This window comes from Glaciecola sp. XM2, from assembly GCF_018595715.1.
Taxonomy (GTDB): domain Bacteria; phylum Pseudomonadota; class Gammaproteobacteria; order Enterobacterales; family Alteromonadaceae; genus Glaciecola.
The window spans coordinates 276,944-300,057 of the sequence record NZ_JAHEOJ010000020.1; the positions used below are offsets into that span (position 1 = coordinate 276,944).

Annotated in this window: 18 protein-coding genes; 11 read left to right on the forward strand and 7 right to left on the reverse strand. The window is 43.9% G+C overall.

Going from position 1 to position 23,114, the window contains the following annotated elements; translation table 11 throughout:
• The first annotated feature begins 72 nt into the window (after positions 1 to 72).
• Complete coding sequence (locus KJ365_RS05855; protein ID WP_214450693.1) at positions 73 to 1,227, forward strand: Na/Pi symporter; 1,155 nt, start codon at positions 73 to 75, stop codon at positions 1,225 to 1,227.
• 50 nt (positions 1,228 to 1,277) lie between these two features.
• On the opposite strand, the gene KJ365_RS05860 is transcribed toward KJ365_RS05855, so the two are convergent.
• Positions 1,278 to 2,447: a DcaP family trimeric outer membrane transporter gene (locus KJ365_RS05860; protein ID WP_214450694.1), complete on the reverse strand. Its 1,170-nt coding sequence runs from the start codon at positions 2,445 to 2,447 to the stop codon at positions 1,278 to 1,280.
• Between the two features lie 261 nt (positions 2,448 to 2,708).
• Between KJ365_RS05860 and acs the strand changes: the two genes are divergently transcribed.
• A complete protein-coding gene (gene acs / locus KJ365_RS05865) occupies positions 2,709 to 4,652 on the forward strand; it encodes an acetate--CoA ligase (RefSeq protein ID WP_214450695.1) in 1,944 nt (647 codons plus the stop codon).
• Between the two features lie 131 nt (positions 4,653 to 4,783).
• A complete protein-coding gene (locus tag KJ365_RS05870) occupies positions 4,784 to 5,437 on the forward strand; it encodes a response regulator transcription factor (RefSeq protein ID WP_214450696.1) in 654 nt (217 codons plus the stop codon).
• A 169-nt stretch (positions 5,438 to 5,606) separates the two neighbouring features.
• Here the strand turns inward: KJ365_RS05870 and KJ365_RS05875 are convergent, their stop codons facing one another.
• Positions 5,607 to 9,059 (reverse strand): PAS domain-containing hybrid sensor histidine kinase/response regulator, encoded by a 3,453-nt coding sequence (locus tag KJ365_RS05875; RefSeq protein ID WP_214450697.1) that lies wholly within the window; start codon positions 9,057 to 9,059, stop codon positions 5,607 to 5,609.
• 255 nt (positions 9,060 to 9,314) lie between these two features.
• Here KJ365_RS05875 and KJ365_RS05880 point away from each other — a divergent pair, with 255 nt between their 5' ends.
• The 4 genes from KJ365_RS05880 to KJ365_RS05895 all read left to right on the forward strand — a co-directional run bounded on the left by KJ365_RS05880 (position 9,315) and on the right by KJ365_RS05895 (position 13,887).
• Positions 9,315 to 9,581: a DUF4212 domain-containing protein gene (locus KJ365_RS05880; protein ID WP_214450698.1), complete on the forward strand. Its 267-nt coding sequence runs from the start codon at positions 9,315 to 9,317 to the stop codon at positions 9,579 to 9,581.
• Positions 9,582 to 9,584: 3 nt separating this feature from the next.
• On the forward strand, positions 9,585 to 11,291 hold the full coding sequence (locus KJ365_RS05885; RefSeq protein WP_214450699.1) for a sodium:solute symporter family protein: 1,707 nt from the start codon (positions 9,585 to 9,587) through the stop codon (positions 11,289 to 11,291).
• Between the two features lie 95 nt (positions 11,292 to 11,386).
• On the forward strand, positions 11,387 to 13,219 hold the full coding sequence (locus tag KJ365_RS05890) for a DUF294 nucleotidyltransferase-like domain-containing protein (protein WP_214450700.1): 1,833 nt from the start codon (positions 11,387 to 11,389) through the stop codon (positions 13,217 to 13,219).
• Positions 13,219 to 13,887, forward strand: a complete 669-nt coding sequence (locus tag KJ365_RS05895) for a 3'-5' exonuclease (RefSeq protein WP_214450701.1) — start codon at positions 13,219 to 13,221, stop codon at positions 13,885 to 13,887. The genes KJ365_RS05890 and KJ365_RS05895 overlap by 1 nt, the downstream gene beginning before the upstream one ends.
• 4 nt (positions 13,888 to 13,891) lie before the next feature.
• Here KJ365_RS05895 and KJ365_RS05900 read toward each other — a convergent pair whose 3' ends face one another.
• The gene (locus tag KJ365_RS05900; RefSeq protein ID WP_214450702.1) at positions 13,892 to 14,413 is read right to left on the reverse strand and encodes a hypothetical protein; all 522 of its coding nucleotides are present in this window, start codon (positions 14,411 to 14,413) and stop codon (positions 13,892 to 13,894) included.
• Positions 14,414 to 14,698: 285 nt separating this feature from the next.
• Here KJ365_RS05900 and KJ365_RS05905 point away from each other — a divergent pair, with 285 nt between their 5' ends.
• Both KJ365_RS05905 and KJ365_RS05910 read left to right on the forward strand, forming a co-directional pair.
• The gene (locus KJ365_RS05905; RefSeq protein ID WP_214450703.1) at positions 14,699 to 16,123 is read left to right on the forward strand and encodes a TonB-dependent receptor; all 1,425 of its coding nucleotides are present in this window, start codon (positions 14,699 to 14,701) and stop codon (positions 16,121 to 16,123) included.
• Between the two features lie 269 nt (positions 16,124 to 16,392).
• Positions 16,393 to 16,560, forward strand: a complete 168-nt coding sequence (locus KJ365_RS05910) for a hypothetical protein (RefSeq protein WP_214450704.1) — start codon at positions 16,393 to 16,395, stop codon at positions 16,558 to 16,560.
• Positions 16,561 to 16,694: 134 nt separating this feature from the next.
• Here KJ365_RS05910 and KJ365_RS05915 read toward each other — a convergent pair whose 3' ends face one another.
• Entirely contained in the window at positions 16,695 to 17,594 is a 900-nt protein-coding gene (locus KJ365_RS05915) for a LysR substrate-binding domain-containing protein (protein ID WP_214450705.1), read from the reverse strand.
• Positions 17,595 to 17,703: 109 nt separating this feature from the next.
• Between KJ365_RS05915 and KJ365_RS05920 the strand changes: the two genes are divergently transcribed.
• Positions 17,704 to 18,447 carry a glutathione peroxidase gene (locus tag KJ365_RS05920; protein ID WP_214450706.1) on the forward strand — a complete coding sequence of 248 codons (744 nt, stop codon included), beginning with the start codon at positions 17,704 to 17,706 and terminating at the stop codon, positions 18,445 to 18,447.
• Between the two features lie 54 nt (positions 18,448 to 18,501).
• A complete protein-coding gene (locus tag KJ365_RS05925; RefSeq protein WP_214450707.1) occupies positions 18,502 to 19,950 on the forward strand; it encodes a dihydrolipoyl dehydrogenase in 1,449 nt (482 codons plus the stop codon).
• Positions 19,951 to 20,185: 235 nt separating this feature from the next.
• Here the strand turns inward: KJ365_RS05925 and KJ365_RS05930 are convergent, their stop codons facing one another.
• From KJ365_RS05930 to udk, 3 genes are read right to left on the reverse strand one after another with little or no spacing between them, the layout of a single operon-like run.
• Positions 20,186 to 21,025, reverse strand: a complete 840-nt coding sequence (locus KJ365_RS05930) for an isopenicillin N synthase family dioxygenase (protein WP_214450708.1) — start codon at positions 21,023 to 21,025, stop codon at positions 20,186 to 20,188.
• A 27-nt stretch (positions 21,026 to 21,052) separates the two neighbouring features.
• Positions 21,053 to 22,264, reverse strand: coding sequence for a NupC/NupG family nucleoside CNT transporter (locus KJ365_RS05935; RefSeq protein ID WP_214450709.1), 1,212 nt, complete (start codon positions 22,262 to 22,264; stop codon positions 21,053 to 21,055).
• Positions 22,257 to 22,898, reverse strand: a complete 642-nt coding sequence (udk, locus tag KJ365_RS05940; protein ID WP_214450710.1) for a uridine kinase — start codon at positions 22,896 to 22,898, stop codon at positions 22,257 to 22,259. The genes KJ365_RS05935 and udk overlap by 8 nt, the downstream gene beginning before the upstream one ends.
• Positions 22,899 to 23,114 lie beyond the last annotated feature (216 nt).

The window sequence follows — 23,114 nt, forward strand, 5'->3', positions numbered from 1 at the left end:
ATTATTGCACTTTAATAATATCGTCATAATTGATGTGTAAAACAAAGTCTGATTGGATGTAGGTAGTATTGGATGAATGAAGATTTTCAGTCGCCGGAGCCTTTAAAAGGTTTGTCGACGTGGCCTAAACCTTTACGATGGTTGCTATTAGTTGTATTAATTTTTGCGATGCTAACGGCGGTAGGCCTGATAGGTGGTGGATTTAAAACCGCTACCGAAGAGCACGCAAGATCACTTTTTGAGTTTGCCTCCAATCCTGTGATGGGTCTGATTATTGGAATGGTAGCCACTGCCCTTATTCAATCATCGAGCACCGTATCTTCAATTATTGTGGCAATGGTGGCGGGCGGATTACCCATCACTATCGCTATCCCAATGATGATGGGAGCGAATATTGGTACAAGTATTACCAATACTATTGTGAGTCTTGGGCATATCAAAGATAAGCAAGAGTTCCAAAGAGCTTTTAACGCAGCCACTATCCATGACTTTTTCAACATATTTGCGGTATTGATTTTCTTACCTTTAGAAATCATGTTTGGCTTCTTAGAGTATCTCAGTGGTGCGCTAGTATCACTTTTTGCACTCGGTAGCGCAGCAGATGTGGGCTCGTTTAACCCTATCAAAGCCGTGACCGGTCCGCTTATCGATAGCGTCGAATTAGCTACAGCAGGACTTCCAGAGGTATATGCAGGGATAGTACAAATCGTTCTTGGTTTGATGTTGATTATCTTATCCATTACCGGGATGGGTAAAATAATGAAGTCCCTCATGGTAGGGAGGGCTCGTTTGATACTCGAAAGAAGTATTGGTGGGGGCTCAGTTTCTGGTATCGCCTCAGGCACTATAGTGACTGTGCTCGTGCAATCAAGTTCAACCACGACTTCCTTAATGGTGCCACTAGTCGGAAATGGTATCCTCACAGCGAGAGGAATTTACCCATTTACGCTCGGTGCAAACATAGGCACGTGTATCACCGCATTGATTGCCGCATTAGCCGTAGACGGGCCTAACGCTGTGTTAGCTCTGCAAGTCGCAATCGTGCATTTTTGCTACAACGCGTTGGCGGTCTTGGTCATTTATGGTTTGGCGTTTTTGCGAGAGTGGCCCCCAACGATATCGTATCAACTCAGCCTTAAAGTAGCCGAGCAAAAATTATATGGTGTTGCTTACATTGTGGGCGTGTTTTTCGTTTTACCTTTACTGGCGATTTTGTTTTTAAGTTAGAGGCAAAAAAAAGCTGGCCGAAGCCAGCTAAATGGTCGAGAGAAGTAAACTTAGAATACGTACTTCAGTGAGAACTGTAAGCGGTTCATGTCACCATTAGCACCCGACTCAAGCTCACGTTTGGCAAAGGTGTACTCACCACCAACAGTGATTTTTGCTGTTGGTTGATACAACAGGTTAGCGCGCATACTGTAAGTGCTTTCTGTTGAGTTAATGCTCATCAGGTCAAGGTTGTTATCCGCCGTGAACGAAGAATAAACAAAGCTACTGCGATACTTGCTGTTCCAGACATGTCTGTAGGCAATACTGTATGCAGTCGAATCAATAGCTTCTAGCTCATTGTTATCATCAACCACCGCTCCGTTTGCCGCATTAAGTGCCATGTATCTACCTACACCAGAACCTGTGCTAAATGAAAGTCTAAGGTCATTGGTTTCGCCGATTTTAATCTTACTGGTAACACTTACACCCACCGAGGTTTCCGTGCTGTCGATAAGTAAGCCATCATCGTAGGAAATTTGTCTTAGTAGACCAGCTACTGCAACATGTCCCCAGTCTGCTTTGTGCGTATAACGGGTCACAAAATCAGGTAGTGGGTTGTCATCCGCTGTTATGCGACCAGCGCCGCTATTCGGTGTCACCGTGGTTTCAGGGTTTTCTAGGGCAAATTCCCAAGCACCTGACTTGTACTTAACAAGCGGTTGTCTTTCAAAGATAATGCCGTCTGCATTACCTATAAAATCAAGAGTTTCGGGCAATATGGATACATCCATAAAGGTCGACCATGTTTGTCCAACCGTCCAGTTTTTGTAGGTTAGAAATGCATGACGAATACGCGGTGTGTAAGAGTTACTGATACGATCATCGCCGTTTGGTGTGGCTAGCATATCAAACTCAAGCACGCCAGTAATGGTGTCGCCTTCATCTGTAGGTGTGGTAGTGGTGAAGCGAAAACGAGATTGACGTATATGAGCGTCAAACTGTGATCCTTCATCATTTTGGCCTACAGGCGTTAAAGTGGGTATATAAAAATCTCTGCCAATGTTACCTGAGGGAAGTGTGCCATCAGAGTAATTGCTCATTATTGCATCCGCTTTTATATAACCAGAGAACTTGACGGTCGTGTCACCAATCGTGGCAGCCTGAGTTATTAAGGGAAATGCACCTAAGCATAAGCCTATTGCAATTGCCTGTGCAGTTTTAGTCTTTATTGTCTTCATAGGTGTGTCCATTTTCGTTAATTGAGTGTAAAAGCTTCGTTAAGCTGTGTGCATTTTTATGTAAAACTTCGACTTTTCAAATTAGCAGATGGTCTATGAGACTATGGTGGCATTTGTTGAGTAAATACAGGGGATTCGGAGCAGTTATTCCAAGTGGGAACAGGTGTTATTCTGCGGTAATACCAAAGTCTCATTTTTGTTTGCGCTAAGAAGGCTATTGTTAACAGCGTAATCAAACAAGCATTTGACGGAGGCAGAACCATGAATGCCAAGACATACCCAGTGCCTGATGCACTATTAAAAGGTCCACACTTCAGCGATGAAGATTATCAAGCTATGTATAAAGCGTCGGTGGAGAACCCAGATGAATTTTGGCGTTCACAACTAGGCGAGCTAGATTGGTATAAGACCCCCACTATTATCAAAAACACTTCTTTTAGCCAAGATAACTGCGACATTAAGTGGTTTGAAGATGGGCAGCTTAATGCTAGCTACAACTGTATTGATCGCCATTTAGAAAAGAACGCCAAGAAAACCGCTATCTTTTGGGAAGGTGACTCGCCAGAAGATTCAGAGAATGTCACCTATCAGCAGCTTCACTATGAAGTATGTAAGTTAGCCAATGGCCTTAAAAAGCTAGGTGTTAACAAAGGCGATAGAGTGGCTATTTATATGCCAATGGTGCCTCATGCAGCATATGCTATGTTAGCTTGCGCACGCATTGGCGCGGTGCATTCTGTTATTTTCGGTGGTTTCTCGCCAAACGCGATTGCAGATCGCATCAACAACAGTGATGCCAAAGTAGTAATCACTGCCGACCAAGGCCGTCGAGCCGGGCGTTCGGTGCCATTAAAAGCCAATGTTGACGAAGCGATTGCTAATGGCGCATGCCCTAGCATAAAAGCGGTTGTTACCCAAAAGTTGACTGGCGGTGATATCGCTTGGAACGACGATGTTGACGTTTGGTGGCATGACCTGATTGACGATTGTTCAGCACAATGTGAGCCAGAAGTGATGGACGCTGAAGACCCATTATTCATCTTGTACACTTCAGGCTCAACCGGCCAGCCTAAGGGTGTTGTGCATACCACTGGCGGTTATCTATTGTATACATCATTAACGTTCCGCTATGCGTTTGATTACAAAGAAGACGATATTTACTGGTGTACTGCTGATGTGGGCTGGATCACAGGTCATAGTTATATGACGTATGGACCGCTTGCAAACGGTGCGTCGCAAGTATTCTTCGAAGGTGTACCCACTTACCCAGATGTGAGAAGAATTGCACAAGTTGTTGAGAAATATAAAGTAAACAGTCTTTATACCGCGCCAACAGCCATTCGTGCGCTGATGGCTCACGGTGAGAAGCCTGTTGAAGGTTGTGATCTCTCCTCACTACGCGTGCTTGGTTCAGTAGGTGAGCCAATCAACCCTGAAGCGTGGGAGTGGTATCACCGCGTGATTGGTCAAGGTCGTTGTCCGATTATCGATTCTTGGTGGCAAACAGAGACAGGTGGAATGATGATCGCGCCACTTCCTGCTGCCACAGAGCTTAAGCCTGGTTCAGCCACGCGTCCACTTTTTGGTGTTCAGCCTGCATTATTTGATGCGGATGGCAACGAATTGGAAGGCGCGAATGAAGGCAACTTGGTTATTAAAGACAGCTGGCCTTCACAGGCGCGTACGGTTTATGGTGACCATAAACGCTTCATCGAAACCTACTTTAGTGCCTACCCTGACGTATATTTCACGGGAGACGGAGCACGTCGAGACGAAGATGGCTTTTATTGGATTACCGGTCGTGTAGATGATGTATTGAATGTATCGGGTCACAGGCTTGGCACGGCTGAAATTGAGTCTGCGCTGGTCGCTCATGCGCTTATTGCAGAAGCAGCTGTAGTAGGGTATCCGCACGATATTAAAGGCCAAGGTATCTATGTTTATATTACGCCAAATGAAGGCGTAGAGGCTGACGATAACCTGACTGCCGAGATTCGTACTTGGGTACGTAAAGAACTCAGCCCCATTGCAACGCCTGATATTATTCAGTGGACTACTGGTCTTCCGAAAACACGTTCAGGTAAAATTATGCGCAGAATTTTGCGTAAAATTGCCGCGAATGAGCATGAGCAGTTAGGTGATACATCTACCTTGGCAGATCCATCTGTTGTTACCTCTTTAATTGACAAGAGATTGAACCGCTAATTACTGCTTGCAGTGACGTAAAGGAGGCTTTTTAGCCTCCTTTTCTTTTATATCACATTGCCTCTTCCTTCCTTGTTAACATCTTGTTAAACTCAAAAATATTCAAGCTACATGTTTTAAGGGTACCTTTCATGATTTCATTGCTAATTGCCGACGACCATCCGTTGTATAGGGATGCCCTAAAAGGCGCTTTGTCAATGGGTTTTGAAGACCTAACCATTTTAGAGTCTGGCGATTTAAATGAAACGGTATCTACTTTAGAAAAGTCAGAGGTTGACTTGTTATTGCTTGACTTGCATATGCCAGGCAGTAGCGATTTGTTTGGTTTTTTACATATTCAAAAATTACATCCTGATTTACCTATTGCGGTAGTCTCAGGAACTGAAGATGCGTCCTTAATCTCTAAGATTGTCGGGTTAGGTGCGATGGGTTTTATCCCTAAAACCGCAAGTGCACAAGACATTAAAGATGCCGTAAGCAATATGCTTGAAGGTGATGTTTGGGTGCCAGAGGCAGTACGTCAACAAATACAAGATGTAGATGAAACCTTCTCAGAACTAGCAGAAAATGTGGCCAGTTTGACGCCCTCTCAATACAAAGTGTTGTGTTATATGCGCGATGGTTTGCTCAATAAACAGATAGGATACAACTTAGACATTGCTGAAGCGACGGTTAAGGCGCACGTTACCGCGATATTCCGCAAGCTTGGTATCAACAATCGAACTCAAGCCGTTTTGATCGCGTCTCAGTTGCAGCTAGAGCCACCAGTAAAAGAAGAAGTGTAAACATCTTATTACTCTGGACAAATTGAATGCTAAACGGACTTCTCCTTTAGCGTTTTAACGTGTTTTGTTTCAACCATACCAACAAATATTGATGCTTTACTTATGCGTTAAGCATTATCCTGCAGCCATGCTTTAACCATCCTTTAGCGAACTTTTAGCCAGCAACTGCTCATTGTGCGCCTCTGTCTTTTTTATCTTCCACTTCTACATGTTTTATAAACTTCGCCATACTCTGGATAAGCGTACGAAGTTTGGCTGGTTTTAAGGGCTTTGCAAGATAATTGACCCCTTGTTCACTACAGGCTTGCATTAAGGCGTCGCCACGTTGTGCGGTCACCAAACAAGCTGGAAGGATGGTATTTTGCTGGTGCCTAATTATATCTATAATCTCAAGCCCATCAGGCCCGCGACCTAGCTGATAATCCACCAGTAGAATATGTGGAGAAAAATCTGCAGCAATCACCTTTGCTTGTTCAAAGTTTTGCGCAGTTTGAACATCAATGCCCCATTTGCTCAACAAAGTGTACATCGCATCGAGGTTTTCTCTTTGATCATCGATACATAAAATCTTCAACTTATTAAAGATAGACTTAGACGGTGAACGCACCACTTTGGGCACTTCTGGCGCAGAGACCTGCTGAAATTGAACAGAGAAGCAAGAGCCTTTGTTTTCGACCGAGTGCACACGGACTTTACAATTTAACTGCTGGGTAAGACGCTTGACCACTCCAAGGCCTAATCCAATGCCTTGCACCTCGGTGTTTTCAACACGATAGAAGTCGCTAAAGATGGCTGCTTGCTGTATTTCCGGAATGCCAATCCCCGTGTCGCGTAGCTCAATGCGAACTTGTTCTTTAACGACTCTAACGGTTAATAAGACCTTTCCTTTTTCGGTATATTTAACCGCATTAGAAGCAAGGTTCTGAACAATACGGTAAAGGTAGGTTTTGTCAGCACTGATATAGCAGTCTTGGATGCGGCTTCGAAACGCCAGTCCGCGCTCTTTCGCTTTCATGCCCATTTCGTTGATAATGGGCGTAACTAGCTCTCTGACATTTACCGTTTCAATAAAGGGTTTCAGTTCGCCTTGGTCTAGGCGGGATATATCTAAAATTGTGCTGATTAGCGTTTCACTAGACACCACCGAATCGGTTAGCTTACGGATCGTATTGGTTAAATCAGGATCTAAATCCGCTTCTTCTAATACAGTCAGGTAGAGCTTTGCGGCATTCAAAGGTTGCAATACATCATGACTCGCAAGTGCTAAAAACCTCGTTTTACTGGCATTTGCATCTTCAGCCTCTTGTCGTGCGCGTATTAGTTTGGTTTCTAAACGATTTCTGCGCTCTATTTCTAAACGAAGTTCAGCATTGATTGAATGCACTTCCTCGGTACGCTTTGCCACGCGAGCAGCAAGATTGATATTCGATTCTTTTAATGCTTGCTGAATTTCTACATGTCCGGTGATGTCGTTAAAACTGGTGACAAAACCGCCCCCTGGTAACGGATTCCCGACCATTTCAATGACATGTCCATCATCACGTTGGCGGGTAAACCGATGAGGTGTGCCGTTGCGTAAATGTTCCATCCGCTTTTCAACTTGTAATTCCATCTCTCCTGGACCACAGTCACCTCTGAGCACGTTATGCCGTATCAATTGTTCAACGGACACACCTACCTGCACGAGTTCTTGTGGGTATGAAAACAAGTCTAAATAGCGTTTATTCCAAGCGACCAGGTTTAGGTTTTTATCCACCACACTGATACCCTGCTCAATATTCTCCAATGATGTCAACAATGCACTCATGTTAAATTGCATGGCTTGCGTGGTATCGTCAAAGAAGTTGACAACGTCGGTGATATCTAATTTTTTACCGCGCACCACGCTGTCAATTAATGCTTTTGCGCTAGATGATCCTACTACACCGCCAAGTGCACGCTCCACAAATTCGAGAAGTGACTCACTCGCTTTTTCGCTTTTTTGCAACTGAACATCGTTTTGGGCTTCAAAATGCTTGAACAACTGTTCGCAGCGCTTTTCTCCGGTAAACCTACTCAATAGTGTTTGTAAGTCGGTCACAGTGACTTCGAAGATGGCATCATTTGTAAATGCAGAGCTATAGGTAGCTGGCGCAACGAATGCTTTTGCTTGAATACGGTCAATCAAGCGCGGTTTTGACATAAGCGAAAAGCCAACATATGCAATGATATTGGCAAAGAGGCTCAAGATTGCACCTTTGCTGACGATTTCGCCTTGGTAAATGGATGTATCAGGCTCGATAAGTGGGAACAGCAAAAACATCAGCCAAACAATAAAGCCTGAAACTAAACCCGCGTAGACCCCGTGAGCATGTCCTCGTTCCCAATACAGCCCACCGACGATCGCCGGTAGTAGCTGAATCACAAGTGAGAATGCTAGCAGGCCAATGGACGCCAACGGCGCGTGATATGCCATTTGCTGCTGATAAGTGAAAGCAAGTAGTAGGATAAAAAATATCACAACCCGACGCGTCATTTTAATTCGTCTGACGCGGTCAATACCACCAGACATATTGCGTTCCATAAACTTCGGCAAAATGACGTCGTTGGTGATCATAGTACTTAGAGTAAGAGTTGCGACAATAATCATTGCCGTGGCGGCAGAAAGACCGCCAATGAATACAATCATTTGTAACATCAAACTATCGGAAAATTGTGCAATGCCCATTACGTATCGGTCTGCATTGATGGGATTGTCAGCAAAGATTGCATTCCCCGCAGAAGCAATAATAGGGATGGTTAGTGCAATTAATGCTAGATAAAGCGGAAACACCCAGCGAGCTTTGCGTATATGTTCAATGTGTAAGTTGTCTACGACGGTGACGTGAAACTGTCGAGGCAAGCATATAATGGCAGCCGCTGCCATGAGTGTCTGTGCCCAAAATGTGAACGAGGTAAAGTCACTTAAAGCATCTGCAGTAACATATTCGCTCAGCAAATCGTGAGTATGATAGGTTTGCCAGTATCGATATCCCACAAAGGCGACGAGTATTAGCGCAAGAAGTTTAATGCATGACTCAAAGGACATCGCCAACATCAACCCTCGTCGATACTGGGTAACGTCGGTGTTACGGGTACCAAAATACATGGCAAAAACCGCAATAAACGCAGTAGCAATGATAACAATTAGTTGACTATCTTTTTGCTCAGAAACCATTTGAAAGGTTGAACCTACTGCTTTTAACTGAAGTGCTATATAGGGGATGGTGGCGAGTAGTGCGATTATTGTTACCATCAAAGCCACGACTTGGCGTTTACCGTAACGAGAGCTGATAAAGTCAGATATGGTGCTGATGTGCTGTTTTTTACTAACGTGTGTGAGCTTGTATATAAAGGAATTAAATATTAAATACACGATGATTGGGCCGAGCAAAATCGGCAAGAACATCCACTGTTCGCTGCTCGATTGCCCAACTGCTCCAAAAAATGTCCAGGCAGTACAATAGATGCCTAATGCTAAACAGTAGACTAAAGGATGAGATGTGATCCAGCGTGCTGTAGGACTGTTTCTATCCCCCCATTTTGCAATCCAAAATAATAGTAGTAAATACGCTAGAGCAAGCGCCAGCCATCCGATTGACATGTAAATTCCTATACAAGCATTTAACAATTGGTACTTTATCACAGAACCGTCTAATACTAACACCGTAAGACCAAGGTCTCATTTTCGCATGGTGTCAACAAAACTAGAGTTACCACTATCCCTGTGACGATAGGTTTTGCAGGGGCTTGAGGTGAATTCTAAAGCATCAGAATTTAAAGTGTTAACCACGCAAAACCTATGGTTACAAGTATGTAAATATCAACACACTTAGTTAACCTAGTAGAGGATTTCAAGATGAGTTTTAAAAATGAAAATGACCAAAAAGCCTATTGGAAAGAGAATCTCTCTATCCTATTTAAGCTTTTGGCAGTATGGTTCGTCGTCTCTTTTGGCGCCGGTATTCTTTTTGTGGAGCAACTTAACAACATCCAATTCTTTGGCTTTAAGCTAGGGTTTTGGTTCGCTCAGCAAGGAGCAATTTATGTGTTTGTTGCATTAATCTTCATTTATATGAAGTTAATGAATTCACTCGACAGAAAATATGGCGTTGAAGAGGAGTAAATCATGAGCGTTCAACTATTAACATTTTTAATTGTAGGGGCTTCATTCCTACTTTATATCGCAATCGCCATTTGGGCGCGCGCGGGTTCAACCACAGATTTTTACGTTGCTGGTGGCGGTGTACCGCCTGTACTTAACGGTATGGCAACGGCAGCCGACTGGATGTCAGCCGCATCATTTATTTCAATGGCCGGTCTTATTTCATTCATGGGATATGACGGCGCGGTATACCTAATGGGCTGGACAGGCGGCTACGTATTGTTAGCACTGTGTTTAGCACCTTACCTTCGTAAGTTTGGTAAGTTTACTGTACCAGACTTCATTGGTGACCGTTATTACTCGCAAACAGCACGTACCGTTGCGGTAATTTGTGCCATCATCGTGTGTTTTACCTATGTAATTGGCCAAATGCGTGGTGTAGGCGTGGTATTCAGTCGCTTCCTAGAAGTTGACATTACTACGGGTGTAATCATCGGTATGGGTATCGTATTCTTCTACACTGTACTTGGTGGTATGAAAGGCATTACGTATACACAGGTTGCACAATTCTGTGTTCTTATCTTTGCTTACTTAGTACCTGCGGTATTCATCTCTATGATGGTCACTGGCCATATTCTTCCTATGACAGGATTTGGCGCAACCATCGCTGATGGTTCAGGCGTATTCCTGCTAGATAAGCTAGATGGATTATCAACATCCTTAGGCTTTAATGAATATACCTCTGGCTCTAAGAGCATGATTGACGTATTCGCAATAACCTTTGCATTAATGGTAGGTACTGCCGGTCTTCCACACGTAATTGTACGCTTCTTCACCGTGCCAAAAGTAGCCGATGCTCGTAAGAGTGCTGGTTGGGCGCTAGCTTTCATTGCATTGCTTTATACCACTGCTCCTGCGCTTGCTGCATTTGCACGTGTAAACATGATTGAAACTATCAACGGTGTTGATGATAAAGGTACGTTACTTACTGAAACCCCTGGATGGATTCAAACGTGGAAAGAAACAGGTCTTATCTCACACGAAGATAAAAACGGTGACGGCAGAATGTATTACTCAGGCGATGATCGCAATGAGATGAAGATTGACCGTGACATTATGGTGTTGGCAAACCCTGAAATTGCAGGTTTACCAGCTTGGGTTATCGCGCTTGTAGCAGCAGGGGGAGTCGCAGCAGCACTATCGACATCCGCAGGTCTGTTATTGGTAATATCGACATCGGTCTCCCATGACTTGCTCAAGAAAACCTTCGCCCCGAATATAAGCGACAAAAAGGAGCTCTTAAGTGCCCGAATTGCCGCAGCGGTGGCGATATGTATTGCCGGTTACTTTGGGGTGCATCCGCCAGGATATGTCGCAGCGGTGGTCGCCTTCGCGTTCGGATTGGCAGCATCGAGTTTCTTCCCAGTTATCATTATGGGTATATTCTCCAAGCGTATGAACAACTTAGGTGCGGTATCCGGTATGATTTCAGGTATTGTGTTCACAATGGCGTACATTATTTACTTCAAGTTCGTCAACCCAGAGCTCAATACATCTGAAAACTGGTTATTCGGTATTTCACCAGAAGGTATTGGTTCTATCGGTATGCTTATAAACTTCTTAGTCGCATTCGTTGTGTTTAAGATGACGAAAGAAGCGCCGAAAGAAATCCAAGATCTTGTAGAAAGTATTCGTTTCCCTAAAGGAGCGGGTGAAGCTTCGGCTCACTAAGCTTTTAATTAAAGGTCCGATACTAGGAGCATAAATAGGCCCGGCATATGCTGGGCCTGTTTTTTTTAACAACGTGCAGTTTAAGGAATGCAAACATGAGCGCAACCGCCCAACAAATTATCGAGTTTTTGCAACAAGAGGGGCCTTTTGACGAGCTTGAATCTGAGCTACATGAAGAAATTGCGCAGCATAGCCAACTCATTTATTTGGCACAAGAAAACAAAGACGAACTCCTAACACAGCACAAGGACGCGTTTTTTATCATTCAAAGTGGGCAATTTTGCGTCAAAGATTGTGACGGCCCCATTAAACATTTAAGTGATGGCGACTATTTTGGTTTTGCTCGCCTTCTCGATAAAGTCGACTATAAAATTACCCTTACCGTTGACAGTCCCGGAATAGTCTTATGTATTCCAAAAGAATATTTCTTTCAAGCCATGGAGACTCCGGCATTCGCCCAGTTTTTTAGAGCCTCAAAAAACGATTCATTGCAAAACAAAGCCGTAGAAGATTCCAATTCAATGTGGTTGTACAAGCCCCTTCACGAGGTGGTGCAATACGCCCCTATTGCGGTTAAACCTGGCGATTCAATACAAAGTGCGGCAAAACTGATGAGCGAGCATCGCGTATCGTCTGTGCTAGTAACCGAAGATGACGTGTTATTAGGGATTGCGACAGACAGAGACTTGCGCAACCGCGTTGTTGCGGTAGGCCTCAATCCGCAGTTGCCTATTAAACAGATCATGACCGAAAACCCTGCTTATTTGACCAAAAACAAAACCTTATTTGATGCCATATGCACTATGAGCCAATACGGCATCAACCACTTACCGGTAGTTGATGCGGTCACTAAGCTACCTGTAGGAATGGTGACTAATACAGATGTGTCTAAGCAACAGCGCACGAATGTATTGTTTGTGATCAGCGACCTGACTAATTCGCAAGATATTGAGCAGTTAGTTTCTAAAGCTTGGCAAATTCCCCAGTATTTAGCGTCGTCGGCCAAGCGCGCAGGCGATTTTGATATCGCCGGTAAAGTGTTGTCACAGGCAACAGACATCATGACGCGCAAGCTCATTACGTTCTTTCAGCAAGAGCATGGTCAAGCGCCAATGCGCTACTGTTGGCTCGTATATGGCTCGCAAGCCCGCGAAGACCAAACCATGGGTTCTGACCAAGACAATGCTCTTTTGTATGAGCGCGACCCTACTGAGCAAGAGTCTGAATATTTTGAGGCCATGTCGGAATATGTATGTTTAGGCCTTGCAAAGTGTGGCATTAAATTATGTGATGGCAACATTATGGCTAGTAACCCTAAGTTGAGGTTATCGGTTGATGCCGCTGTTAAAGAAGCAAAGAGATGGGTTAATAGCCCAACCAATCAGGCTATTTTAGATTTTAATATTTTTCTGGATGCGCGAGCGGCCGCAGGCGACAGTAAGTTGTTTGAACAGTTACAGTCGCAGCGCAAGCCACTTCTCAAGCAACCGATGTTTTTGGCGGCCCTAGCAAGAAATGCAAATGAGAACAGCGTGCCATTATCGATGTTCCAAAAGTTTGTGTTTGCGAAAAAGGCCGAGTTTAAAGACAGTATCGACTTAAAAGTCTCTGCGGTAGCCATTATTAATAACCTGGTGCGTCTATATGCACTAAGCATGGGGCTGACCATGCCCGCGACTGTGGCGAGGCTGAATAACCTTGACGTTAAATCAGGCTTATCTGATAAAGACAGAAAAAATCTCATCGATATTTGGTTGTTTCTAAATCGCCTGCGTTGGCGCCATCAACTTGCAAATAATGTTAAGGATAACTTTGTGAGAATGAGCGATTTGTCTTCTATCGAGAAACATCAGTTGAAGGCAGCATTTCAAGCCATTCATCGTGCACAACAAGCCGCTGTGTTGAAGTTTTCAGGTGGCATTGGCTAATGCTCGATTTACTGCGGAAAATCTTTTTAGGACAGTATCCCATTGCCGAGCAGTTTAAATATGCTCGGTATCCTGAGTTACCTTTGCTTTCGCTGGATTTAGAGTTGACTGGTCTAGATACCGATATTGCAAAGGTAACCTCAATTGGCTGGGTACAAGGCCTTAATTTTCAGGTCGATTTGGCAAGCGCGGAGTATGATGTGGTGCGCGCGAAAGGCGATTTGGCACAAAGTCCAGTCATCCATGGGCTTACCGCTAAGGATATTGCCCTAGGTCGACACATTAGAGAGAAGCTACAAGCGCTCGAAGCGTTTGCCTTATCCCATGTGTGGGTATTGCACAACGCCGCGCTGGACATGCGAGTGCTAAATCGTTTGTGGCTGCAGTTGGAGTTACCTGCCGCAAAAATCACCACGATTGACACCATGCTGCTGGAGGTTTATATGTGTGAGAAGGCTCACGGATTTGTGCCTAAGGGAGCCGTTGCCTTAGGTAACGCCCGCAAGCGCTACGAGCTTAATCACACGCCTTTACATAACTCGCTTGATGATGCCCTTGCCACGCTTACTTTGCTGTTTGCTCAGCTCTATGCGCTGAATAAGCAGGGGCACATGAACTTGCTTGAGCTGTCACATACCCGCGCGATCAAAACGTATTGTCTAGGTTAAACTCTTAATCTTTTGAAAAACTCTCGACCTTGCTCAAGGCTTGATTCATTTTCGTATATTTTTCAGCTAACTCGGCATGCTCATTTAAAAGGGCTGCGGTGATTTTTTGAAACTCAGCAAACTCTTCTATAAGCGCTTTTTGTAGCTGAGGGTTTTGCTGGATAAGCGCTGCTTGGCTTAAGTCGCCACTAAATGCTAATTCACGCTGCGTTTCTCTAAACGTCAGGGTACTGATAAAACGTGGTTCACAGACTCTTTTTTTCACTCGACTGCCGGTTTGAGCTCTAGATTCACACACCACTTCCATTTCGCTATCATTTACTAAATCGTTGAACATTCTTACGAAGTCTGTTTGGTTTTTGCGAAACTCGCTCAAGTAGTATCCTTTAGGGCGACTGCCTTGAACTTCTATTCTCTCTACTTCTTTTTTTGTTGGTTGTGCCTCTTGTCCTTCGCTTGCATGCGGGGCACTTATCAGTGTTGTTAGTGCTAATACACTTATTGATAACGCTTTAAATATTGTCATACCTCATTCCTTTACACTGTGCTCAATTAACGTAATCGAATCATATCTATCACTAAAAACTGTAGCAAGTGAACAAAAGATCAGTTTTCACGGCTTTTAGCGCTGAATTACCGAGACGGAAATTGCCGTCTAACCATATGCTGTGTATATTAATTAAAGCACAGAACGCTGCTGTTTCGTGTGCACTCGCGAACTTAACTGTGTCAATGTCTCAAAAGATATAATACTCAGCCGATAACGCCTTAAACAAAGCTATGCTCACACTACTCGCTTACAGGAGTTCTCATGGAACACAAAAACGTCAGCTCACGCTCTACTTCTCAAAAAGCCTTACGTCTAAACCTAGACGATAAAAAATACGGCACAATCGTAGAGATTGGAGCAGGGCAGGAAGTGGCTAGACAGTTTTTTCTAGCAGGCGCAGCTGCCGGTACCATAGCAAAAACCATGTCGGCTTATGATATGAAGTTTTCTGATGCGATTTATGGTGTGCAAAACGACGGTCGATATGTGAGTAAGGCCCGCGTAAAGGCAATGATGGAGCAAGAGCTAAACCTAGTGCTTGAGCGGGTGAGTGAAGGTCGCTCAAAGGCTTCTCGATATTTTGCCTATGCCGCGACGGTTGCTGCAAAGAGCTTCAACCGAGACAATGAGTGCCATGCGTGGTGTGGGATCCGCATCCAAATGTATCCAGGCGCAGAGCCTTCGAACATAAAAGTACATGTACGCATGCATGATGATAATGCTGAGGCGCAACAACAAGCACTCGGTGTATTAGGCGTGAACCTCATTTACGCGGCATATTATTATTTTGAAGACCCTAAGATGATGATTGACTCGCTTACCGACAGCATTAAACCTGGGCGTATCGAAATTGACTCTATTGAATTTGTAGGGCCGTATTTTGAGGATATCGACAATCGCGCGATTAATTTGCACCTCATCCGCAGCTGGAAAACCCGAGCAATTATGTTTAGACCCGATGGCACAATTGGCGTGCCAGCTGAAATGCTCTACAAAAAGAATGTAATTACCATTCGTGGGTCATTTAGACCTGTCACTAATTTGAACGTCGATATGATAGAGCAGGGTAAAAAAGCTTTTTATGCTCAAAAAGGAATAAGCGAAGCAAATACCATTGCTATTGCTGAGATTTCTCTTAACGATGCGAAAGGAAATGATAACCATGTGCCTGAAGAAGATTTGGTGCAGCGAGTTCAGCTACTAAATGCCCTAGGGTATAACGTGATGATATCAGATTATACGCGCTACTTTTCTTTGCGTGCTTACTTCCGTCAGTATACCAAGATGCACATTGGAATTGTGGTCGGTATGATAAACCTCAAACAAATCTTTGATGAAGAATCTTACCGAGGTGTAGAAGGCGGCATGCTCGAAGGTTTTGGAAAGTTATTCCCCGACAATACGCGGATGTTTATCTACCCAGAGCTAAATGCTGAAGGCGAGTTACGCGAGTTTTCAGACTTAAAGGTTCAAGAGCATTTGCGCTTTCTATATCGTCATTTACTTGAAAACGACTTTTTAACCGGCTTGGATACCAGCGATATCAACCTTTTCAAAATATTCTCAAGAGATATTTTAAAGCAACTCAAAAGCGGCGGTGGCGATTGGGAAAACAGCGTGCCTAAATTGGTTGCCGAACAAATCATTGATAACGGCTTTTTTGGTTTTAAGCAAAAACGTCGTTAACGGTGCTGAAGCAGTCTTTTTGAGTTTTGAAAGATAGTTAGACGTTTTCCGTTGTTGTAATCATAGTTAGTAGCAATATCCACATTGTTACAGCGATTACACCACGGAGAACCCATTATATCATTTACCAATAAAGGCTTTAGATGTGTAATCGTAAAAAACGATTACACGAATTGCTTTTAATCGCTTTAAGCATTTTGATTTCTCATTTATCTTTATGTCTACCGAAACAACCTTACCCAACGTACTATCTGACTGAGGCTATAAATATGAAATATTTACAACAAGCATTAAAGCAGCTTAACCAAAATAAACCCGCGCAACTGCATTTTGATCAAACGTACTGTAACTACAGCAATAATTACTATGGCGACCAGCGTTGCATTACCTCTACGTTTGAACCTAGAGTGATTGCAAGCGGGTCACATCACAAATAAGCAATGCAGATTACTAAACCAATATTTTGCGAACACAAAAAGGCGTTTTGCGGCCTTATGACAGCTAGTGTCGTTATAGCGCCGCTCTCTAAACTATTTACCAACAACCTTGCCTAACATGGGCAAAATGCAATTTATACTACCTTATCGAGTTGTCGCTTTAAGTTGTCATGCGTTATAAGCCATTCACTTAACTGCGCTACCCCTGACATATGCGGATAATGCTTTCTGCAGGCCAGTACAACCTTGCGCTGTTGGTTTGGAAAAATCGGCAGATAAGCAATTCCAGTTCTTTTGCTGCAGGCTAATTTGGGTACAAACGTCACACCGTCGTTTATTGCGACTAATGCAAGTAGGGTTTCTATACTGTTGCCTTTGTATTGGTTAGAAACTTCAACGCCAGCAGAAAAGCAAAACTGCTGGGCTTGGTCTTTAAAACAATGACCATCGCTTAGCATTAATAAGTCACAACCTTCTAGATCGCTTATTGCTACCTTATTGTGCTTACAAAGCGCATGTTGTGTTGAGAGTGCGACTAAAAAGTCTTCCTTATATAAGACCACTGTATTGAAGTTTGCTAGTTCAGGCACATCTGCCAAAATCGCAAAATCTAGCTCTCCATTTTCCAGTGCGCTCAACATAGTGATGGTTTGCATTTCGATGAATGAAAATTGAGTATCAACAAATGCTTCTTTCATCGACGTCAGTAGTACCGGAAGCAGATAAGGTGCAATAGTAGGGATAATGCCCACCTTGAGTTTACCTTTTAATGGCTCGTTGGAAGTCGCCGCCATTTCTTTTAAAACCCGCGTATTTTCCAAAATCAACTCAATTTGCGCCAATAATCGCCTACCATCACTTGTTAGGCTGACCTGCTTGGTTGAACGGTCAAATAACACCACATCCAGCGCTTGCTCTAATTTTTTGATTTGACCGCTTAATGTTGGCTGACTCACAAAACAAGCGTCTGCTGCTTTGCGAAAATGTTTAAATTGTGCGACCGCTTTGACGTATTCGAAATCTCTTAAATTCATTTGCACGCTTATAATAGGTTATATCTATCAGCTTAATATAATCAAACGATTTTATCTATTTATTGTTATGCGCGATACTCCTTATCAACTTAACGAGAGGAACAAAACAATGCTTAACCAAACCACACTAAACAACATAGAAGGTCAAACCGTCCCAAGCGTAACATTTGCAACGCGTCAGAACGACGAATGGAAAGCCGTTACAACAGATGAGATTTTTAAAGGTAAAACCGTCGTTGTATTTTCACTGCCTGGCGCGTTTACGCCAACGTGTTCATCGACTCACTTACCGCGCTATAACGAGCTGGCAAATGTCTTTAAACAAAATGGTGTAGATGAAATCGTTTGCTTATCGGTGAACGACACCTTTGTTATGAATGCATGGGCAGAAAGTCAAGAAGCCCAGAATATTACAGTACTTCCTGATGGAAACGGTGAGTTTACCGAAGGCATGGGCATGCTGGTAGACAAGGGCGACTTAGGCTTTGGTAAACGCAGCTGGAGATATTCAATGTTAGTGAAAGATGGCGTGATTGACAAAATGTTTATCGAAGAAGATGTGCCCGGCGACCCATTTGAGGTTTCTGACGCAGACACCATGCTGACCTACATCAATCCAGACCAAGCTAAACCGGAGCCCGTCAGCATATTTACTAAACCGGGCTGTCCATTTTGTGTTAAAGCCAAAACCTTATTAACTGAAAAAGGCTTAGCATTTGAAGAGATCACAATGGGGGCTAACGCATCATTGACCAGCCTCAAAGCGATAAGTGGGCGTGAAACTGTGCCGCAGATATTTATTGGTGGCCGTCACGTTGGTGGTTCTGAAGAGTTAGAAAACTATTTTGCCTAAGTCATGAACCCAAATAGGGGCGCCTGCCCCTATGAATCAACAGGAGTAAATATTATGCAACAAATACAAACTGATGTGGTTGTGATAGGAGCAGGTACGGCTGGTTTAAGCGCATATCGAAATGCGAAAACCTATACGCAAAACGTACTGATGATTGAAGCTGGACCTTACGGAACGACCTGCGCCCGCGTTGGTTGTATGCCAAGTAAGCTATTGATAGCAGCGGCGGAAGCGGCCCATGCTATTGAGATGGCGCCCGCGTTTGGCGTGAATAGCTCAACCCCCACTATTGATGGCAAGGCAGTGATGGCCAGAGTTAAGCGCGAACGAGACAGATTTGCCGGGTTTGTGGTTGAGGCCGTCGATGAGATACCTGAGCAAGATAAAATCAAAGGGTATGCTAAATTTTTAGATGCTAACCGCATACAAATAGATGATCACACGATTATTACCGCTGAGCGTTTTGTGATTGCCACGGGTTCACGGCCATCTTACCCAGGTGTTTTTAATAATTTTGGCGACAAACTGATCATAAACGACGATGTGTTTGATTGGGACGACTTACCGGAGTCAGTCGCGGTGTTTGGTCCCGGTGTAATAGGTCTCGAAATTGGTCAAGCGCTGAGTCGGTTGGGCGTAAAAGTAAAATTGTTTGGTGTGGGTGGCGCAATAGGTCCACTTACCGATCCGGTAATACGCGATTATGCAAATAAGGTATTTGCCGAAGAGTTTTATGTAGATACCAACTCATCGGTGTCTGACATGATGCAAGTGGGTGATAAAGCGCAGCTAACTTATGTAGACAAAGAGGGCGTTAAACAAACCGAGCAATTTGACTATGTTCTGGCTGCTACAGGGAGAGTGCCAAACATAGACAAGCTAGGGCTTGAAAATACAGGTATTGAACTTGATGAGCGTGGTGTACCTGTTGCCGACCCGCATACTATGCAATGTTCAGCATCAAACATTTTTATCGCAGGAGATGCTAGCAATATGATCCCACTGCTACATGAGGCGGCAGATCAAGGCACCATTGCTGGCACAAACGCCGGGCGCTTTCCCGATGTGCGTGTAGGGCTTCGCAGAGCGACAATTGCAGCGGTATTTAGCGATCCTCAAATTGCAATGGTAGGTGAAACTTACAAACAAATTACGCAGCGTTTAGGGGAGTGTGGTTGTTTTGAAGTGGGTGAAGTTAGCTTTGAAAACCAGGGGCGTAGCAGGGTAATGCTTAAAAACAAAGGGCACATGCGCTTGTACGCAGAGCAAGGCACCGGTTTATTTATAGGGGCAGAGTTTATGGGTCCACAAGCAGAGCATATAGCGCATTTGCTGGCGTGGGCGGTACAAAATAAAATGACCGTTCCACAAATGCTTGAGATGCCATTTTACCATCCGGTTATTGAAGAAGGCTTACGTACCGCATTACGTGATTTAAACGCCAAACTCAAGTTTGGGCCAGACATAGTCAATATGTGCATGGAATGCGGCCCAGGCGCGTAGCGCTTTCTCTATTGGTATTTATCTTGTCACGACTTACATAAACCGCTTTATTCACGTTAAGCGGTTTATGTTTTTTGAAGTCTAGAGAGTGTTGTGATGCGCTACTATCATTAACGGGTGTATCTGGTGAACAACCACACGGTGCACCATAACACGTTAATTTTACGTGACTTTCAGGGAGTTACGTCTAAATTTAACAAGTATTGTGCGTTCAACTGAGCTTTAGCTACTTTGGTTATACTACGCCCAGCTCGCGCAATCTCTCTTTTAGGTAGCTATCGGCCGTATATTTATCTGAGAGCACTACATCAGGACGAGGATGTAAGAACAGCGGCAACGAAATACGCGCCTTTGTTGTGTCGGTACCTTGCGGGTTGATCACTCTGTGAGTGGTTGACGGAAAGTGATGCCCAGAGGCTTCTTGTAGCATGTCACCAATATTCACAATCAAATAGCCAAAGTCGCTTGGAACGTCTAGCCAACTGCCATCTTTAAGTTTTACCTGAAGGCCAGGCTCATTCGCCGCTGGTAAGATCGTAATTAGATTAATATCTTCATGTGCCGCTGCTCGAATTGCGTCAGGCTCTTCGTCACCCACTAATGGTGGGTAATGCAAGATTCTAAGCAGCGTCTGCCCACTATCTTTGATCATATTCGATAACGGTTCGCGATAGTGCTTGCTGACCGAGTCGGGCGACTCTGCTTCAATCCAATTGAGTAATTCGCTGGCAAGCGCAAGCGAACTCTCGTAATAAGCGTGAATCTCTTGTTTTAAACCCTCAGGACACTGTCCCCAAGGGTAGTAGTGATAATACTCTTTGATATCTTTCTTTTTATGGCCCTTTGCAACTTCAGAAACGCTTTTAGGGAAAAAGCCGTCTTGCGTTTCTTTATGGTAGACAAAGTTTTCTTTTTCAGGGGAGTTAAAAAAGGCTTCCCAATTTTGATAAATATCGCTTACGCTCCGTTGTGCGATGGGGTGGTTTTTTAACACGCCAAACCCTGTTTGACGCAATGATTCAACAAAGTCTTGTGCGGCTGTAGGGGATTGATAATCTACTGCTTCTAATTTCATGTATTTTACTTCCAAATATTCTTTTGTTTATGCGAGTGAGAGAAAAATGCCTGCAAGGGCCGCACTCATTAAGTTTGCCAAAGTGGCTGCAAAGACTGCCTTTAGGCCCAGCCGCGCGATATCTTTGCGGCGATTTGGGGCAATCGCGCCTATTCCACCCATTAAAATGGCGATGGAGCTTAAGTTAGCAAAGCCGCACAGCGCAAAGGTCACTATAGCCTGACTTTGCGGTGATAGTTGGTCAGTGGCTAAAACAAAATTGCTGTAGGCAACAAACTCATTTACCACGACTTTTTGACCGATAAAGCTTCCTGCCAATTGAGCTTCTTCCCAAGGCACGCCAATCAACCATGCAATAGGTTGAAATAAAATGCCCAAGATAAACTCTATTGTTAGCCCGTCGACACCTACGTATCCGCCAAGGCCACCTAAAATCCCATTTAACATTGCTATTAATGCAATAAACGCAAGCAGCATTGCACCCACGTTAACCGCTAACTTCATACCCGATGCAGCACCACTTGCAGCAGCGTCGAGCACATTAGCATAATCTTCATTATCTGATTTGACCTCGGTCAATGATTGATTTGGTGTTTCGGTCTCTGGCTCAATTAATTTCGCCATTAACAGGCCACCGGGCGCTGCCATGAAGCTTGCTGCTAAGAGGTATTTGAGTTCAACACCCAATCCTGCATATCCAGCCATAATGGAGCCGGCGATGGACGCTAGCCCACCTACCATCACAGCAAACAGCTCTGAACGCGTCATTTGAGGGATAAAAGGCTTGATGATCAATGGTGCTTCCGTTTGGCCAACAAAAATATTGGCCGCTGCCGACATCGATTCTGGGCGGCTAGTGCCGAGAAGCTTCCGTAAAGCGCCGCCGATCAGTTTGATCACGAAGCTCATTACGCCTAAATGGTAAAGAACAGCAATTAGCGACGAGAAGAAAATGATAACGGGCAGTACATTAAAAGCAAAGATAAAGCCAAGAGATAAATTACCAATGGGGCCAAATAAAAACTCGATACCTTCGCGCGAGTAGCCGATGATGTTACCAACAAACTCTGTGAGTGCGAGTAAAAAATCAATTCCTATGGTGGAATACAAGATGAACGCGCCAATGGCGACCTGAAGAAAAAATGCGCCCCCTACGGTGCGCCAGTTTATTTTGTTTCTTGCTTTACTAAATAAAATCGCAATGCCCAGCAAGAACACAACACCTAACAAACTAACCATTAACTGTACTTCCATTTTGTGGATTAAATAAGTAGGCGCTTAGCACATCTACCGCTAAAAGGTTTTCACCGCCATGAGGGACGATTAAGTCTGCAAAGGTTTTCGACGGCTCAATAAATTTGTGATACATCGGCTTTACGGTATTTTCATACTGCGCGGCTACCGATACCATAGAGCGTCCACGCTCTTGCGTGTCGCGCAACATTCTGCGCATCAAACAAACATCTAAAGCGGTATCGACAAATACCTTAACATTAAAATGATCGAACAAGTGAATTTGCGTCAGCAGCATTATTCCTTCAATAATAATGATAGGAGCGGGGGATATGGTTTGTGTTTCTTGCAAGCGAGTATGTGTTTTATAGCAATATGCCGGATACTCTACCGTCTCACCATCTCTAAGAAGCTGAAGGTGCGCGCTTAGCAAATCGTGCTCAAAGGCATCTGGATGGTCGTAGTTAGTGCTGACTCGTTGCTCGAGTGGAATGTGATCTTGCGACTTATAATAATGGTCTTCTTGCAGTACAAGTACATGTTTGTCTTGTTGCTGCAGTTTAAGGGCCAAATTCTGGGTAAATAATGACTTGCCCGAACCCGAAGCGCCAGAAATAGCAATAATCGTTGGCTGATTCATATTTGGTGATTACTTTTAAAATTTGCGCAACTTTACAACGTGTCCTCACACCATTCAATAACAACTATGATTTATATGCGTTTTTGGCGAAAGTTGGGCATTTTTGCGGGTTAATAACAGGTTTTCATCTGAATTTTCGAATATTAAACATTGATGAAAATTACAAACTGTAATAAAAGTGTAATGTTTGAAATAGACAATTCACGCGGTAAAAAT